9 protein-coding genes and 4 pseudogenes are annotated in these 15,775 nt (G+C 70.7%); 6 read left to right on the forward strand and 7 right to left on the reverse strand.

The genetic code is table 11. The annotated features are described in order from the left end of the window. Nucleotides 1-242 (forward strand): annotated as a pseudogene (locus tag ACZ49J_RS15175) (hypothetical protein); the annotation flags it as partial. Nucleotides 243-329: 87 nt separating this feature from the next. Here the strand turns inward: ACZ49J_RS15175 and ACZ49J_RS15180 are convergent. Then, nucleotides 330-1,178, reverse strand: a complete 849-nt coding sequence (locus ACZ49J_RS15180; protein WP_467453246.1) for a response regulator transcription factor — start codon at nucleotides 1,176-1,178, stop codon at nucleotides 330-332. A gap of 105 nt (nucleotides 1,179-1,283) precedes the next feature. Between ACZ49J_RS15180 and ACZ49J_RS15185 the strand changes: the two genes are divergently transcribed. Both ACZ49J_RS15185 and ACZ49J_RS15190 read left to right on the forward strand, forming a co-directional pair. Then, nucleotides 1,284-2,963, forward strand: a complete 1,680-nt coding sequence (locus tag ACZ49J_RS15185; RefSeq protein WP_467453245.1) for an AMP-binding protein — start codon at nucleotides 1,284-1,286, stop codon at nucleotides 2,961-2,963. A gap of 20 nt (nucleotides 2,964-2,983) precedes the next feature. Then, nucleotides 2,984-4,576, forward strand: coding sequence for an AMP-binding protein (locus ACZ49J_RS15190; protein WP_467453267.1), 1,593 nt, complete (start codon nucleotides 2,984-2,986; stop codon nucleotides 4,574-4,576). A 210-nt stretch (nucleotides 4,577-4,786) separates the two neighbouring features. Here ACZ49J_RS15190 and ACZ49J_RS15195 read toward each other — a convergent pair. Further along, nucleotides 4,787-5,092 (reverse strand): annotated as a pseudogene (locus ACZ49J_RS15195) (IS701 family transposase); the annotation flags it as partial. Here ACZ49J_RS15195 and ACZ49J_RS15200 point away from each other — a divergent pair. Continuing rightward, nucleotides 5,091-5,308 (forward strand): annotated as a pseudogene (locus tag ACZ49J_RS15200) (integrase core domain-containing protein); the annotation flags it as partial. The pseudogenes ACZ49J_RS15195 and ACZ49J_RS15200 sit on opposite strands and share 2 nt — an antisense overlap. Here ACZ49J_RS15200 and ACZ49J_RS15205 read toward each other — a convergent pair. The 4 genes from ACZ49J_RS15205 to ACZ49J_RS15220 form a co-directional block, all read right to left on the reverse strand. Further along, nucleotides 5,305-7,347: a PIG-L family deacetylase gene (locus tag ACZ49J_RS15205; protein WP_467453243.1), complete on the reverse strand. Its 2,043-nt coding sequence runs from the start codon at nucleotides 7,345-7,347 to the stop codon at nucleotides 5,305-5,307. The pseudogene ACZ49J_RS15200 and the gene ACZ49J_RS15205 overlap by 4 nt on opposite strands. Before the next feature lie 191 nt (nucleotides 7,348-7,538). Beyond that, nucleotides 7,539-8,012: a hypothetical protein gene (locus ACZ49J_RS15210; protein ID WP_467453241.1), complete on the reverse strand. Its 474-nt coding sequence runs from the start codon at nucleotides 8,010-8,012 to the stop codon at nucleotides 7,539-7,541. Beyond that, nucleotides 8,009-9,424 (reverse strand): ATP-binding protein, encoded by a 1,416-nt coding sequence (locus ACZ49J_RS15215; RefSeq protein WP_467453240.1) that lies wholly within the window; start codon nucleotides 9,422-9,424, stop codon nucleotides 8,009-8,011. The genes ACZ49J_RS15210 and ACZ49J_RS15215 overlap by 4 nt, the downstream gene beginning before the upstream one ends. Continuing rightward, the gene (locus ACZ49J_RS15220; protein ID WP_467453239.1) at nucleotides 9,421-10,095 is read right to left on the reverse strand and encodes a response regulator; all 675 of its coding nucleotides are present in this window, start codon (nucleotides 10,093-10,095) and stop codon (nucleotides 9,421-9,423) included. The genes ACZ49J_RS15215 and ACZ49J_RS15220 overlap by 4 nt, the downstream gene beginning before the upstream one ends. 121 nt (nucleotides 10,096-10,216) lie before the next feature. Between ACZ49J_RS15220 and ACZ49J_RS15225 the strand changes: the two genes are divergently transcribed. After that, entirely contained in the window at nucleotides 10,217-11,677 is a 1,461-nt protein-coding gene (locus ACZ49J_RS15225; RefSeq protein ID WP_467453238.1) for a M1 family metallopeptidase, read from the forward strand. 830 nt (nucleotides 11,678-12,507) lie between these two features. Here ACZ49J_RS15225 and ACZ49J_RS15230 read toward each other — a convergent pair. Further along, a pseudogene (locus ACZ49J_RS15230) lies at nucleotides 12,508-13,318 on the reverse strand (IS701 family transposase); the annotation flags it as partial. Between the two features lie 385 nt (nucleotides 13,319-13,703). Between ACZ49J_RS15230 and ACZ49J_RS15235 the strand changes: the two are divergent. Then, nucleotides 13,704-15,775 (forward strand): beta strand repeat-containing protein (locus ACZ49J_RS15235; protein WP_468349175.1); only part of this gene is annotated, 2,072 nt, incomplete at its 3' end.

The raw sequence follows: 15,775 nt of genomic DNA on the forward strand, positions 1-15,775 counted from the left end.
CAGACGCCGACGCCCGGCCACGCGGCGGCACGGACCCGCGGCGGCCCGCCCCCACCACCAAGGGGCGCGGGGAACTGCGCGACCAGCCACAACGAACGCGCACGCCCCCACCGCCCCGTGGGGCAGACGCCGACGCCCGGCCACGCGGCGGCACGGACCCGCGGCGGCCCGCCCCCACCACCAAGGGGCGCGGGGAACTGCGCGACCAGCCACAACGAGCCCGCACGCACCCACCGCCCTGACGAGACACGCAGAACCAGGCCCCGACGAACCCGCACGCACCCACCGCCCCCACGGGGCACCCGCCGAACCCGCCCAACCGCCGGAGGCTACGGCAGCAGGCCCGCCCGCCGCGCAGCCACCACCGCCTCCATCCGCGTGTGCGCGGACAGCTTGCGCATCGCCGAGCGGAGGTACCCCTTCACCGTCTCCGGCCGCAGCCCCAACCGCTCCGCGGCCACCGCGTTCGTGGCGCCGAGAGCGACACAGGCCAGCACGTCCACCTCACGGGGCGTCAGACCGAGGTCGCGCGCCGAGGGCTCAGCCGAGACCGCCTGCTCCAGCCGCCCGCACGCCTCCAGCAACTCCTCCCGCAGCCCCGGGTCCTGGATCCGCGGCACCAGCGCCCGCAGCGCCCCGTGCGCCTCGCGGACCTCCTCCCACGCCGCACCGGAGGCCGCACCCGACGAAGTCTCCGGCTCCCGGGACGCGGCCAGCAGGCTCCGCGCCTCGTCCCGGACGACCAGCGCGTGCTCCACGTCCCGCGCCGCGTCCACCACCGCCGCCAGCGTGCGGTCCCCCAGCGGCCGCGCCGTCCGCAGCGCCCCGTACAGAACACCCCGCACCCGGCGCCGTACGACCACAGGCACCGCCACCACGGCCTTGAGTCCCTCCGCCGCGACCGCCGCGTCGTACTCGTGGCTGATCCGGCGCGACGACGAGTAGTCCGTCACCGCGCAGGGCCGGGCGAGTGCCACCGCCTTGCCGCCGAGGCCGTTGCCGGACGAGACGGCCAGGGCCTGGAGCGCGGTGGTCAGATTGCCGTTGAGTTCGCTGATGCGCAGCTGCCGGTACGTCGACTCGACCAGGCCGCCGAACGCGACCGGCAGCCCCGTCGTGTGCCGCAGCCGAACCAGCGCACCTCGCAACTCACGCGCCCCTGCTGCCTCCGCCACCACCCGCTCGCCCCTCCTCCGCGGCTCCACACCCCCCGTTCGGGGGTAGTGAGACCCGCATCACGCATTACACGATGCCAGAGGACTGTCCGGCAATGAGGAGGACACATGGCGACCACGACGAGCGCCACGGACACGTTCCGGGCAGCACGGGACTTCCTGCTGGCGCACCGCGAGGACTACGCCACGGCGTACCGGGACTTCGTCTGGCCCCGCCCCGACTACTTCAATTGGGCCCTCGACTGGTTCGACGTGATCGCACGCGGAAACGACCGCACGGCCCTGCACATCGTCGAGGAGGACGGCACCGAGACCCGTGTCTCCTTCGCCGAGATGTCCGAGCGCTCGGCCCGCACCGCCACCTGGCTGCGCTCCCGAGGCGTACGCCGCGACCACCGCGTCCTCGTCATGCTCGGCAACCAGGTGGAGCTGTGGGAGACCGCCCTCGCCGCGATGAAGCTGGGCGCCGTCGTCATCCCCGCCACACCCCTGCTCGGCACCGCCGACCTCACCGACCGCGTCGAGCGCGGCCGCGTACGGCACGTCGTCGTCCGCGCCGAGGACACCGGGAAGTTCGACGAGGTGCCCGGGCGGTACACGCGGATCGCGGTCGGGGGCGCGCCGGACGGCTGGCAGGCCTACGAGGAGGCGTACGGCGCGTCGCCCGACTTCACCCCCCTCGGGCTCACCAACGCGAGCGACCCGCTGATGCTCTACTTCACCTCGGGCACCACCGCCCGCCCGAAGCTCGTGGAGCACACCCATGTGTCGTACCCCATCGGCCACCTGGCGACGATGTACTGGATCGGCCTCAAGCCCGGCGACGTCCACCTGAACATCTCCTCACCCGGCTGGGCCAAGCACGCCTGGTCCAACCTCTTCGCCCCCTGGAACGCCGAGGCGACCGTCTTCATCCACAACTACACACGTTTCGACGCGCCGCGGCTGATGGCGGAGATGGACCGCGCGGGCGTCACCACCTTCTGTGCCCCGCCCACCGTCTGGCGCATGCTCATCCAGGCCGACCTCACCGCCCTGCGCACCCCGCCCCGCGAAGCCCTCGCCGCCGGCGAACCCCTCAACCCGGAGGTCATCGAGCAGGTGCGCCGCGCCTGGGGAGTGACCATCCGGGACGGTTTCGGGCAGACGGAGACGGCCGTGCAGGTGTCCAACAGCCCCGGACAGGAGCTGAGGGCCGGCTCGATGGGACGGCCCAGTCCGGGCTTCAAGGTCGTACTCCTCGACCCTGTCTCCGGGGCGCCGGGCGCCGACGAGGGTGAGATCGCGCTCGACCTGCACGGCCGGCCCGTCGGCGTGATGACCGGCTACCACGGCGACCCGGACCGTACGGCCGAGGCGATGGCCGGCGGCTACTACCGCACCGGCGACATCGGCGCCCGCGACGCCGACGGCTACATCACGTACGTGGGGCGCGCCGACGACGTGTTCAAGGCCTCCGACTACAAGATCTCGCCGTTCGAGCTGGAGAGCGCGCTGCTGGAGCACGAGGCCGTCGCGGAGGCGGCCGTGGTGCCCGCGCCGGACGAGGTACGGCTCGCGGTGCCGAAGGCGTACATCGTGCTGGCCGACGGCTGGGAGCCGGGCCCGGACACGGCCAAGGTCCTCTTCGAGCACTCGCGCGAGACCCTCGCGCCCTTCAAACGCGTCCGCCGCCTGGAGTTCGCCCCGCTCCCGAAGACCGTGTCGGGCAAGATCCGCCGCATCGAGCTGCGCGAGGCAACGGCCGCGGGCTCCGACGCCGAGTACCGCGAGGAGGACTTCCGGTGACGACGACCTCACGACCGCCGGTGACCCCATCCCTGTCGTACGCACACGGGACGAGCGACACGGCCCTGCTCGGGGACACGATCGGGGCCAGTCTGGACCGGGCCGTCGCGGCCTGGCCGGACCGTGAGGCACTGGTCGACGTGCCCTCGGGCCGGCGCTGGACCTACGCCCGGTTCGCCACCGACGTCGACGAGTTGGCGTACGCGCTGCTCGCGAGTGGGGTCACCAAGGGGGACCGGGTGGGCATCTGGGCGGTCAACTGCCCCGAGTGGGTCCTCGTCCAGTACGCCACCGCCCGCATCGGCGCGATCATGGTGAACATCAACCCGGCCTACCGCACCCATGAGGTCGAGTACGTCCTGGGCCAGGCCGGCATCTCCTTCCTCTTCGCGTCCGTCACACACAAGACGAGCGACTACCGGGCGATGATCGAGCAAGTCCGGGGAAACTGCCTGCGGTTGAGGGAGACCGTCTTCATCGGGGACCCGAGCTGGGAGGCGCTGATCGCGCGCGGAACGCCCGTTCCGTACGAGGAGCTGTCCTGCGACGACCCGATCAACATCCAGTACACGTCGGGTACGACGGGCTTCCCCAAGGGGGCCACTCTCTCCCACCACAACATCCTCAACAACGGCTACTTCGTGGGCGAGATGATCGCCTACACGGAGCAGGACCGGGTGTGCGTTCCCGTGCCCTTCTACCACTGCTTCGGCATGGTCATGGGCAATCTGGCCGCCACGTCCCACGGCGCCTGCATCGTGATCCCGGCCCCCTCCTTCGACCCGAAGGCCACACTGGAGGCCGTCCAGCGGGAGCGCTGCACCTCCCTGTACGGCGTGCCGACCATGTTCATCGCGGAGCTCAACCTCCCCGAGTTCGCCTCGTACGACCTGTCGTCGCTGAGGACCGGCATCATGGCGGGCTCGCCCTGCCCGGTGGAGGTGATGAAGCGGGTGGTCACCGAGATGCACATGGCAGAGGTGTCGATCTGCTACGGAATGACGGAGACCTCGCCCGTCTCCACGCAGACCCGGCGCGACGACGACCTGGAGCACCGCACCGGCACCGTCGGCCGCGTCCTCCCGCACGTCGAGGTGAAGGTCGTCGACCCGGTGAACGGTGTGACCCAGCCGCGCGGCACGGCGGGTGAGCTGTGCACCCGGGGCTACAGCGTGATGCTCGGTTACTGGGACGAGCCCGAGAAGACCGCGGAGTCCATCGATTCCGGGCGCTGGATGCACACGGGGGACCTGGCCGTGATGCGCGAGGACGGGTACGTCGAGATCGTCGGCCGCATCAAGGACATGATCATCCGGGGTGGGGAGAACATCTACCCGCGCGAGATCGAGGAGTTCCTGTACGCGCACCCCAAGATCGCCGACGTGCAGGTGGTGGGCGTGCCGCACGAACGGTACGGCGAGGAGGTGCTCGCCTGCGTGATCCCGCGCGACCCGGCGGACCCGCTGACCCTGGAGGAGCTCCGCGCCTTCTGCGACGGGCAGTTGGCGCACTACAAGGTGCCGAGCCGGCTGCGCATCCTCGACTCCTTCCCGATGACCGTGTCGGGGAAGGTGCGGAAGGTGGAGCTGCGCGAGACGTACGCGGGGGACTGAGTACCGGTACGCGTGCTCGGCCGCCGTTGGCGCGGCCGGGCGCCACCTAGTACCGCAACGGTGCTTGTTCTGATTGCTGGGCAGTTCCAGGGCTGTGTCCGCGTCGTTTGTAGTGGCTGATGCGGGCTTGGTGCCGGCGGCGTCGTCGCCAGTGTGACCAGTGCAGAATGTCGTCGACCGGGGTGGGGCGACGGTCGGTGGGGCGGGTGATCAGGCGTCTGATCTCGGCGAGGCTGAGGTGGATGAGCCGGGAGGATCCGTTTCTGCTTTTTCCGTGTCCAGCTCTCGGGCCCGCAGGACGGTCAGGCAGGCGTGGGCGGCCATGGCCAACGTCATGTGGCGGTGCCGGCCCGGGTAGCGGCGGACCTGGTAGTCGTCCAGGCCGCATTCCTGCTTCGCGCTCTGGAAGCATTCCTCCACGGCCCACCGGCTGCCCGCGATACGGATCAGCTCGTCCAGCGTGGTGTCGGCCGGGCAGTAGGCGATGTAGTAGGAGATCTCCTCGGGCCTGCTCACCCGCGCCTACCGGCCGCAGACCAACGGCAAAGTCGAACGCTTCAACCGCACCCCGCTCGACGAATGGGCGTATCTGCGGCCCTACACCAGCAAACCGAACGCACCGACGCCCTGACAGACTTCCTGCACACCTACAATCACCACCGCTGCCACACCGCACTCGGAGGCCAGCCACCCATCAGCCGCGTGAACAACGCTTCAGGTCAATACAGCTAGACGGTAGGGGCCGCGCTGCCCGTCCGGCGGCTGCTCTTCGGGCGCCACAGCCAGGGGCGGCCCTCGGGGGAGAGGCCCGCGGCGGCCGGGCCGGTCGGGGTGATGCGGAGTACGGGGCCGTCGATGCTGACCGTCGTGCCGGGCATCCGGATGATCCGGTCCTCGTTGCGCATCTGCAGACGCCCGTCGAGGCCCCGCCCCAGCAGACAGTCGCCGGCCGCGGACACCGGGCCGTAGCCGGGGAAGGTGACGGGGTGCGACGCCGCTTCGACGGGGGAGTGGGACGCGGAGATCAGGGAGGCGGAGACGGGGGCTCGGTAGTAGAGGCGGTCGCCTGCGGCGGCGATCGCGTCGGCCGGGACGGCGAGTCCCGTCAGCGGGGCCGGACCGTCCGGCGTCCAGTGGTGGACCGTGTCCCGGCCCGGCGCGTAGACGTGCACCTCGCCGTCGGTGCCGACGACCGCGGTCAGCCCGTCCTGGACCTGACCGCCACCCAGGTCGCGCCAGTCCGACCACACGCCGCCCACGCCCCGCACCCGGGTGCTGATGCCCTGCCCTGCGTTGCGTACGAAGAGATGGACCGAGCCGTCCTTCGCTGTCACCGCCACGGGGATGCCGACCCGCCGGCCGCGGCCCGGGTCGCGCTCGGGGTTGCCGAGCCCGCTCCACGCCTTGAACGCGCCACCGGGGGAGGCCTCTTCGAGGACCACGATCTCGCGCACGTTGGGTTCGCTCCGCCCGGCGATGGCGGCCAGCCGCAGCCCGAACAGCAGCTGCCTGCCGTCGCGCAGGACGGCCGAGCCGAGGCCGGGGGCGAGAGGGCCGCCGCCGAGGTCCACCGGAGTGCCGAAGCCGCCGCCCGCCTCCTCCCGCCACCGCACGGCCCGCATCCCGAGCACGCCGTACGCGACGAGCCGCCTGTCGGACCCCTCCGCGAGCGCCAGACGGGGCCCTGGATACCGGTAGTGCGTGGACCGCACCCAGCCCTTGAAACTGCGCAGCGGCCTGTCCCCGCCGACGTTGTAGTCACCGCAGCCGCCCGGGTTGCCGCACTGCCAGGACCGGTCGCCGCCGTAAGGGACCAGGTGCGCGGCCTTCTCGTGCAGCACCTCGGTCGGGAGGTTCTCGGGCCAGTGGTGGTTGTAGTAGCCGCGGAAGGCGGTGGCCACGAACGGGCGTGGGCCGTCGGACGAGGACTGCGCCCAGCGGGCGAGCGCGGCCCAGGTGAACTCCGCCACCGCGGTGTGGTCCGCGTGGTCGGAGAAGCCGATCTGCTCGGAGTTGCGGATCGCCTGCTGCCGGGTGCCGCGTTGGATGTCGGGGTCTGGGTCGAGGGTGTGGACGAGAGTCGGGCGGTAGCGCTCGAAGAGGCCGACCAGGACGCTGACCAACTCGTCGTAGTCGTACGACTGCGCCGTCTGCAGCGGCGATCCATCGGCGATGACGGTACGCAGCCGGATGCCGGGCTCCCGCCACAGCGCGGGCGGGCCCATGTGCCCGAGGGCGGTGTGCATGGCCAGGTTCAGATACACCAGCTGCACGCTGCGGCCCTGGCGGGTGAGGGTGTTGACCTCGGCGCGGTGACCGCCCTCGAGGTCGAGCACGCTCCTCTTCCACGGGGCGAAGATCGGCATCCCGAGCTGGACGGCGTAAGCCTGCCGGAGACCCTGGTGGCGGGCGGAGGAGTACGCGGCCTTGTCCGCGAACGGTCCACGGTTGCCGGGGTACTTGTTCCTCCCGTTGGCCTCGCCCGCGGTGACGTACACACAGACGAGCGGGACGCCGGTCGAGATGGCGTGCTGGGTGTCCGGGTTCATGAAGTACAGATCGTCGTCCGGGTGGGCGAGGACCTGCATCACCAGGCCACGACGCGACTGTGAGGGCACGGTGGTGCCTCCGGCGAAACGGGCGGGCCCACAGCCCGCGGCGGTGGCTACCGCGGCGACGGCTCCCCCGAACAGGAGCGCACGCCGACTCGTACCCCGGCCCCTTGCCAAACGTTCCGCCGTCCGACCACGCCGAACAGATCTCTCACCCATGCGCAGCACTCCGTCCGTTCCCCCACAGCGGTTCGGGGCGCTGCTCTTCTCATCTCTGCGCGGCCATCACCGTTGACGGCCGCTGATCACTTGATCGCCTGAGAAGAGGGTGGACGGCGAGCGAAGGTTCCACGGCGGTGATGTGAAGTTCACAGCTCCCTGCGCTTCGCGAAATTCACCAAGCAGAGCAGTCAAGGGAAGAGCGGGCAGGCCCGCTTCTCCGCCGACTCCGGCGTCGGCTGGACGAACTGGACCTGCACCTTCGTCTCCTTCGACCCGCCACTTTGCACGTGCACGCCCAGCGCCGTGCACACGATCTGGTCGATGCCGCGCGCGGTCACCTCATCGATGGTGAACGGCACCATGAGCCGGATGGTCGCCGAGGTGGTGGTCACCACCACCTGCGTCGTCGCTGTCGGGGCGATCTCCGTGCGCAGCCCCGAATCGCCCGGGCCTCTCAGCAGCAGTGACACCGCATCGGAGATCGTGCCCAGCCGCCCGGTCCGACGTGGCCGGGGCTCGAGTTCACCTTCGGCGCCGACGAAGTAGAGCGTCACGCCGGGAGCGACACCGGTCGGCGGCTCGCCCGCGTCGGCCACTTGGGAGGGCTGGATGCCGCAGCCCGTGAGCAGTACGGGCAGCAGCACCCACCAGATCCGTCTCACTGCTCCTCCCGGCCTCGGGGCAGTGTCAGTGTGAAGCACGCGCCGCCCTCGGCCGCCGGACCGGCGGTGAGGTCGCCCCCGTGCAGGCGGGCGTTCTCCAGGGCTATGGCCAGTCCGAGCCCGCTGCCGGGGGTTCGGGAGCGAGCGGTGTCGGCCTTGTAGAAGCGGTTGAAGACGCGCGGCAGAACGTCCGCGGGCAGCCCGGGGCCGGCGTCGGTGACGGTGGCCGTGACGTACCCGGAGTAGGCGGCGAGGTGTACCCGCACCGGAGGGGCGCCGTGCCGCAGGGCGTTGCCGACGAGGTTCGCCATGACGACGTCGACCCGGCGGCGGTCCAGGCGCAGGCAGATCCGCTCGGGCGCCACGACGTCGACGGAGTCGAGCCAGCCTCGCGCGCGCAGGCAGTCGTGCACGGCGGCGGCCAGGTCGACGTCCTCCATCCGCAGCCGCGCGGTACCGGCGTCGAAGCGGGAGACCTCCATCAGGTCCTCGACGAGACGGACAAGCCGGTGGGTCTCGTCGATCGCCAGCTGCGCGGACTCCTGTGCGTCGGGATCCAGTCGGTGGTCGGTCGTGGTCGCCAGCACCTCCACGACGGCCGTCAGGGTACTCAGCGGCGTGCGCAGTTCGTGGGAGACGTCGGCGGCGAACCTCTTGGCGTCGGCCTGCATGCGCGCCATCGTGTTCATCGACTGCTGCAAGGACTCGGCCATCTCGTTCACGGTCACGCTCAACTGAGCCAGTTCGTCGGCGCCGACTCGCGGCGACCGCGCGTCGAGGTCGCCGCCCGCCAAGCGGCGTGCGGTATCGCGCAGTTCGCGCACCGGTCGCAGTACGCTGCGCGCGGCGAGCAGTGCCAGCAGCGCCGTGAGCGGCAGCGCCAGCGAGGCGGTCCGGGCGGCGGAACCGGTCAAATCGTCGATCTGTCGCTCGATGCCGCCGAGGTCAAGCACGGCGTACACCTCGATACCCGAGGGGGTCCGCGTTCCGTCCGGAGCGGTGATGACGACGGGCATGCCGACCAGCAGCCGCGTCCGGCCGGCGGTCTTGATCCTCTGGGTGACCAGACGGCCCTCGGCGTTGACGGCGGAGCGTGCTTCGTCGGTCACGAGGCCGGCTGTGGGCCCGTCGGCCGACCGCAGGGCGCGGTAGGTCACGAGAGTGTCGGGCCCGACGGCTGCACGCAGCCGGTCGAGCGCGTCCTGGCCTGGTGGATACGTCAGCTCCGGTGTGACCGCTTCGACCCGCCCGGTGACGGTCTCGGTGAACCGCTGCTCGCTGGAGGTGACGAGCGCGCTGCTCGCCGACCGGGCACCGGACCACGCGGCCACGGCGGCGCCGACCATCGTCACCAGCACGAACGCGACGAGCAGCCGGGCACGCAGCCCACGCAGCCACTGCGGTCCCCTCATGCGGGGCCGTACCGGTAGCCGAATCCGCGCACGGTCTGCACGTATTCGGGAGCCGCGGGATTTTCCTCGATTTTGGCCCGCAGGCGTTGGACGCAGTTGTCGACCAGCCGGGAGTCACCGAGGTAGTCGTGCTCCCACACCTGTTCCAGCAACTGCTGCCGGGTGAAGACCCGGCCCGGAGCCTGGGAGAGCGTCAGCAACAGCCGCAGCTCGGTCGGGGCCAGCGGCACCGGGGCGCCGTGCAGGTAGACCGTCAGCCCGGCCGTGTCGATCCGCAGGTCGCGGAAGGTGCGTACGCCGTCAGCAACGCCGCCGCTGCGGCGCAGCACGGCGCGGATGCGGGCGTCGAGCACCGTGGGCTGGACCGGTTTGATGACGTAGTCGTCCGCTCCGGCGGCCAGGCCGGTGACCACATCGAAGTCGTCGCCGAGTGCGGTCAGCATGATCACCGGGACCACGCCCGACGACCGGATACGGCGGCAGACCTCGAAGCCGTCCATCCCGGGCAGCATCAGATCCAGGACCACGAGATCGGGACCGGAGTCGACCAGCTGACGCAGCCCTTCCTCGCCGGAGTCCGCCGTGAGCACGTCGTGGCCGTGCCGGCCCAGCGCGAGCTGGAGCCCGCGCCTGACCCTGGGATCGTCCTCGATGAGCAGAATTGCTGACATCCGATCATTGTGACTTTCCGCAAGGGCATCCACCGGCGACCTCGGCGATCGCGGCGATCTGCGACATGAACGCGACATTGCGGAGACGTGGGTTGGACACCCCGCGGCGACGGTGATGGTCATGGAACGCATCTCGAACCAGGACTCAGTCAGTACCCCCCACGCCGCAGCCGTGCCTCGGCGGCACGCCCGCGACGGCCGGCGCAGGAGGCGGCAAGCGGGCCTGGCCGTGCTCGCGCTGGCCGGTGCCGTGGCGGTGACCGGCACGGCCGTCGGCGCCCAGAGCAAGGACAGCGCCTTTGGCCCCTCGGAGGCGGGTAAGACCTCCGGCGTCACCGGCTACGACGTCACCGACTACGACGTCACCATGGACTACGAGGCGGGCGGAGGGAAACTGAACGCCGTCACCGTAATCAGCGCCAAGGCGACGAGTGCCCTGGACAGCCTCACCCTCACGCTCGACGGACCCCAGGTCCGGGCGGTCGAAGTCGACTCGAAGAAGGCGCTGTTCGCCACGGAGGGCGACAAGGTCACCGTCGAACCGACGAAGACGATCCCCGAGGGCGCCGCTTTCCGCGTGCGCGTCGAATACGACGGCAGTCCCGGGCCGGGGTGGCTGCCCACCGAGTCGGGCGGCGCGAGCGCGACGATCGGCAACGCCAGCGCGTGGTTCCCCACCCATGAGGGCGCCCACGACAAGGCGGACTTCCGCCTCACGGCGACCGTGCCCAAGGGCTGGGCAGTGGTGTCCATCGGGCGGGAGAGTCGGCCGTCCGCTGCGTCGGACACCACGTTCCGCTGGTCGGAACCTGCCGTCGACCCCGCCCAGGTCGCGGTGACCATCGACCGCCTGACCGTCGAGCGATCGCAACTGCCCGACGGCACGCCCGTGGTCAACGCGTACGCACCGGGACTCAGGGAGTCGACCAAGCCCCTGGCCGACCGTCTCCCGGAGATCATCGACTTCCTCTCGGACAAGTTCGGCCCGTACCCCTACTCCTCGGCCGGCAACGTCTTCGTCAACGTGAATGACGACGGGCCCGGAACCGCGCCGGCGACCCGGCCCGTCTATCTCGGCGCAGGCAACGCCGAGTTCATGACCCTCGACCAGGTCGTCCACGAGCAGGCCCACGAGTGGTACGCGAACGCGGTGACCATCGCCGGCAGCGAGGACTCCTGCCTGAACGAGTGTCTCGCCTCGTACGCCACCTGGCTGTGGGACGAGGAGAAGGACCGCGCCGATCTCGACTCCCGCTACCGCGAGCAGGCGGAGGAGCACAAGGACGACGCCGACTGGTGGCAGAGGCTCTACCAGCCCGGCAGCGCGGCGGGGATCAATATCTACACCAAGGGACCGCTCGCGCTCCACGCACTGCGCCGTCAGGTCGGCGACGCCGCGTTCAACCGGATCATCAAGCAGTGGCCGCAGAAGCAGCGCGGCAGGTACGCAAGTTGGCCCGACTTCGAGTCCTTCGCCGCAAAGACCAGCGGCCAGGACCTCACCGGTTTCTTCAAGGCCTGGTTCCACGACGAGGGGGTTCCCGCGGACGAGTACCTGTGGCCGGGAGAGCTGAAACCCTGAGAACCCTGTCGCAGTAACGGCGGAGACTGAGCGCACTACATCCGCGAGCCGACGCTGAAGGGGCTCGACACTGAGTCGCGGCCGGGCCGCCGGCGCGGACGATCAGTAAGGCGAGTGAGCGGTGTTAATCGCCCACGACCTGACCACGACGACCTCCGCCCGCTGATCGAGCGTCGCCTGTCCGTGGTCCTCCACCACGACCTGTGCTGTGCTTGCCAGATCGTGAGCGCTTCCACCACAAAGCGCTCCACGATGACGGGCCTCGTCCTGCCCTCCGCGATCGAGGTGATCACGCCGTTCAACGCGCCGCCCGGGATCTCATCCACAGAACACCGCCGCCGAGATCATGACCGAGCTCGGTCTGCAGGGCCGCGGGCCGCCTCGTCGGCACCGCTCGCTGCCCGCCCTGGCGAGCGGAACCGCTCCCTACGCTGGTTCGATGCCATCGCGCCCAAGGCGGGTGCGACTCGCAACCCCGAGCGCCTTGTGACGTCTGCAGGGGTGGATACGCCTCCCGTGCAGGGCCGTCGCAAGGAAAGTCACCCATGAGGGACGGTCGGCCGGCAGATCGAAGTCGACGATGCGGACCGAAGTGTCAGTGCGTGCACAACAGTCGGCAGCCTCCGTCCGGGCCGAGTTCGCGCCGCTCTGGGTGTCTCGGATGTGGGCGTCGCGATGGCTTGGTGGAGCCTTCACGGCCCACGCCCCGTCCGCATCGGCGATTGCTCCCGCCGATGCGGACACGGGTGGCCTCCACTTCCAGGTGCTCGTCGGCATCCATCCGCACCTGAACTACCGCATCACGCAGCTTCCGTTCGCGGTACTGGCCGGCGACTGCGACGGGGGAGGAAGCGGGAGGCCATCGGGCCGCGGGAGCCTTCCCGCCAGGTCACCTCCTGGAAGGCGTCCCGTCCGGCGGCCGCAGCGAGTTCAGCCACGGGCAGCGGTGGCTGCCGGTAACGGGGCACCGGCGGGCGTCCGGTGCCGCAGAAGGCGGGGCGGCGGGGTGCGCGTCATGCGGCTGGACGCTCAGATCACCACGGATGCCGACCGCATACGGGATCTGCCGGTCGGCCAGGCCAGCGCGGAAGTCAGCTTCTGGCCGTAGCCGGCATCCGCCACCACGACCGGCGGCACCAGTCCCCACCCGGCCAGTTCGTCCAGGGCGTCCGGTGCCAGGCGCCACTTCTCCCGGTGCCCGACGTCCTTGGGGACGCCGGTCCGCCGTCGCCGGACGGTGTCCTTGGCCCACTCCTTGGGCAGGAACAGCCGCCAGCTCAGCGGGCAGGAGGCCGTGTCGGAGACCGCGTGCACGCTGACGGCGACCTGGCAGTCGGCCTGCTTGCCCAAGGCGCTGCAGTACTGGTGGGCGACGCCGACCGACATCCGTCCGTCCTTGGGGAAGGACACGTCATCGACCGCCCAGGCGTCCGGGCCGATCCGCGGCACCAGCCGCTCGGCTATCCGCCGGCGCACCGGTAGCGGATCCCAGGTGGACTGGTTCACGAACTGCTGCAGGTTCTGCTCATTGTCGTCCGGCAGTCGCGAGGCCATGGCCTGGATGGACTTGCGGCGGCCGTCCATCATCAGTCCCCGCAGGTAGCAGTCGCTCTTCGCCCGCTGGTCCTTGCGCGGTATCGCGGGCGGCTTTCCACGCCCGCGATCAGGGGCCCGGCCTCGCGCGTTCGTCAGCCTGCCGCGGTAGTTTCCCGACCGGCGCGTTGTGCTGTTTTCCCCTCACCGCCCAGCGCACAGCGATCGTCGCGCGCCGGTGTCGCAAGCGGTCTCCGCGCCGCTCACGCCGCGCGTGCGCTCCGCTGTTCGGGGGATTCGGGCGTCAGGGGTCTGGCGTGGTGGCTGATGCCGGGAGCGTACTGATGTAACCGACCGGGGCCGCCCATCTCTGTGTCGGGGACGACGTTCTGTGGTGCCCAGCACCCGTCGTCCTCCGAAGCGGCCCCCAGTCGTGTTGTGGGGGCGGGAAGCGGCCTCAACCAACCCAGACCCCCTCATGGAGGGCTGATCCATGCCTGGAACCGTAACCACAGTCACCGCATCACCCAATCCCTCAGTCGTCGGGCAGCCGGTGACGCTGACCGCGACTGTCATCCCGCTCGGGCCGGGGACTCCGACCGGGACGGTCACCTTCACCGTCAGCGGCGGGCCGACCGTGACGGCGCCCGTCGTGGGCGGTACCGCGACAGCGACGGTCAGCAACCTGTCAGTCGGGAACCATCCGGTCACCGCCACCTACAGCGGTGACGGCAACTTCACCTCGTCGACCGGTACCACGGTCCTGGTGGTCATCAAGGCGTCCACCACGACGACGGTGACCTCCTCGCCGGATCCGTCGACCTTCGGTCAGACGGTGACGATCACGGCGACGGTGGCGCCGGTCGCGCCGGGAACGGGCACGCCGACGGGCACGGTCACCTTCTTCATCAGCGGGGGGCCGATCCTGACGGCGCCGCTGTCAGGGGGAACGGCGACGGTCACCACGAACGCCATGAGCGTCGGCCCGCACTCGATCACCGCGGTCTACAGCGGGGACGCCAACTTCCAGCCGTCGAGCGGGACGGACACGCACACGGTCAACGACAAGGCGTCCACCACGACCACCGTGACCTCCTCGCCGGACCCGTCGGTGACGGGCCAGCCGGTGACCTTCACCGCCACCGTGGCACCGGTGCCCCCCGCGGGCGGCACACCCACCGGAACGGTGACCTTCACCTTCGGCGACGGCTCACCGCCGGTGACGGTTGCCCTGGTGGGAGGTGTGGCCACGGTCACCCACCCGTACGCCGGCGCCACCGGCAGCCCGTACACCGTCACCGCGACCTACAGCGGGAACCTCAACTTCAAACCCTCCACCGGCACGGACACCCAGACCGTGCTGCCGGCGTCGACGACCACGACGGTGGTCTCCTCTCCGGACCCGTCGGTGGTGGGCCAGCCGGTGACCATCGCCGCGACGGTGCTGCCGGTCTCGCCGGGCGCGGGGTCGCCCACGGGCACCGTCACGTTCACCTTCGGGGACGGGTCGCCGCCGGTGACCGTGCCGCTGGCCGGCGCCACCGCCACCACCACGCATGTCTACAGCACCACCACCGGCAGCCCGTTCACCGTGACGGCCACCTACAGCGGCGACGGAAGCTTCCTCTCGTCCTCGGGCACGGACAGCCAGACCGTGCAGCCGGCGTCGACCACCACGACGGTGGTCTCGTCGCCGGATCCGTCGGTGGTGGGTCAGCAGGTGACGTTCACGGCCACGGTGGCACCGGTCGCGCCGGGGGCCGGGACGCCTGCGGGCACGGTCACCTTCGACTTCGGTGACGGATCGCCGACCCAGAGCGGCACTCTGGTGGGCGGCGTGGCGACGGTGACGCACACCTACACCTCCACGACCGGCAGCCCGTTCACGGTCACCGCGACCTACGCCGGGAACACCAACTTCTCCGGCTCCGCGGACACCGACACCCAGACCGTGCTGCCGGCGTCGACGACCACGACGGTGGTCTCGTCGCCGGATCCGTCGGTGGTGGGCCAGCCGGTGACCATCACCACCACGGTGGCACCGAGCGCACCGGGCGCCGGCACACCCACGGGAAGCGTCACCCTCAACTTCGGCGACGGCAGCCCGTCCCAGACGGTGACCCTCGTGGGCGGCGTGGCGACGGTGACGCACACCTACACCTCCACGACCGGCAGCCCGTTCACCATCACCGCCTCCTACGGCGGGGACAGCAACTTCGCCTCCTCCACCGGGTCCGACACGCACACGGTGACTGCGGCGTCGACGACGACGTCGGTGTCGTCGTCGCCGGATCCGTCGGTGGTGGGTCAGCAGGTGACGTTCACGGCCACGGTGGCACCGGTGTCGCCGGGTGCGGGGTCTCCGACGGGGACGGTGACGTTCGATTTCGGTGATGGTAGTCCGACGGTGTCGGTGCCGGTGGCGGGTGGTAGTGCGACGGCCACTCACACGTACACCAGTGCTTCGGGCAGTCCGTACGCGGTGACGGCGACGTACAGCGGTGACGGTGACTTCGCGGGGTCGAGCGGGTCGGACACGCACACGGTGACTGCGGCGTCGACGCG

The organism is Streptomyces sp. NPDC030840 (assembly GCF_055572015.1).

Coding starts and splice junctions, on each gene's coding strand:
- ACZ49J_RS15185 (WP_467453245.1), top strand. CDS start 1,284: ATGGCGACCACGACGAGCGCCACGGACACGTTCCGGGCAGCACGGGAC.
- ACZ49J_RS15205 (WP_467453243.1), bottom strand. CDS start 7,347: ATGGGTGAGAGATCTGTTCGGCGTGGTCGGACGGCGGAACGTTTGGCA.
- ACZ49J_RS15215 (WP_467453240.1), bottom strand. CDS start 9,424: ATGAGGGGACCGCAGTGGCTGCGTGGGCTGCGTGCCCGGCTGCTCGTC.
- ACZ49J_RS15220 (WP_467453239.1), bottom strand. CDS start 10,095: ATGTCAGCAATTCTGCTCATCGAGGACGATCCCAGGGTCAGGCGCGGG.
- ACZ49J_RS15225 (WP_467453238.1), top strand. CDS start 10,217: ATGGAACGCATCTCGAACCAGGACTCAGTCAGTACCCCCCACGCCGCA.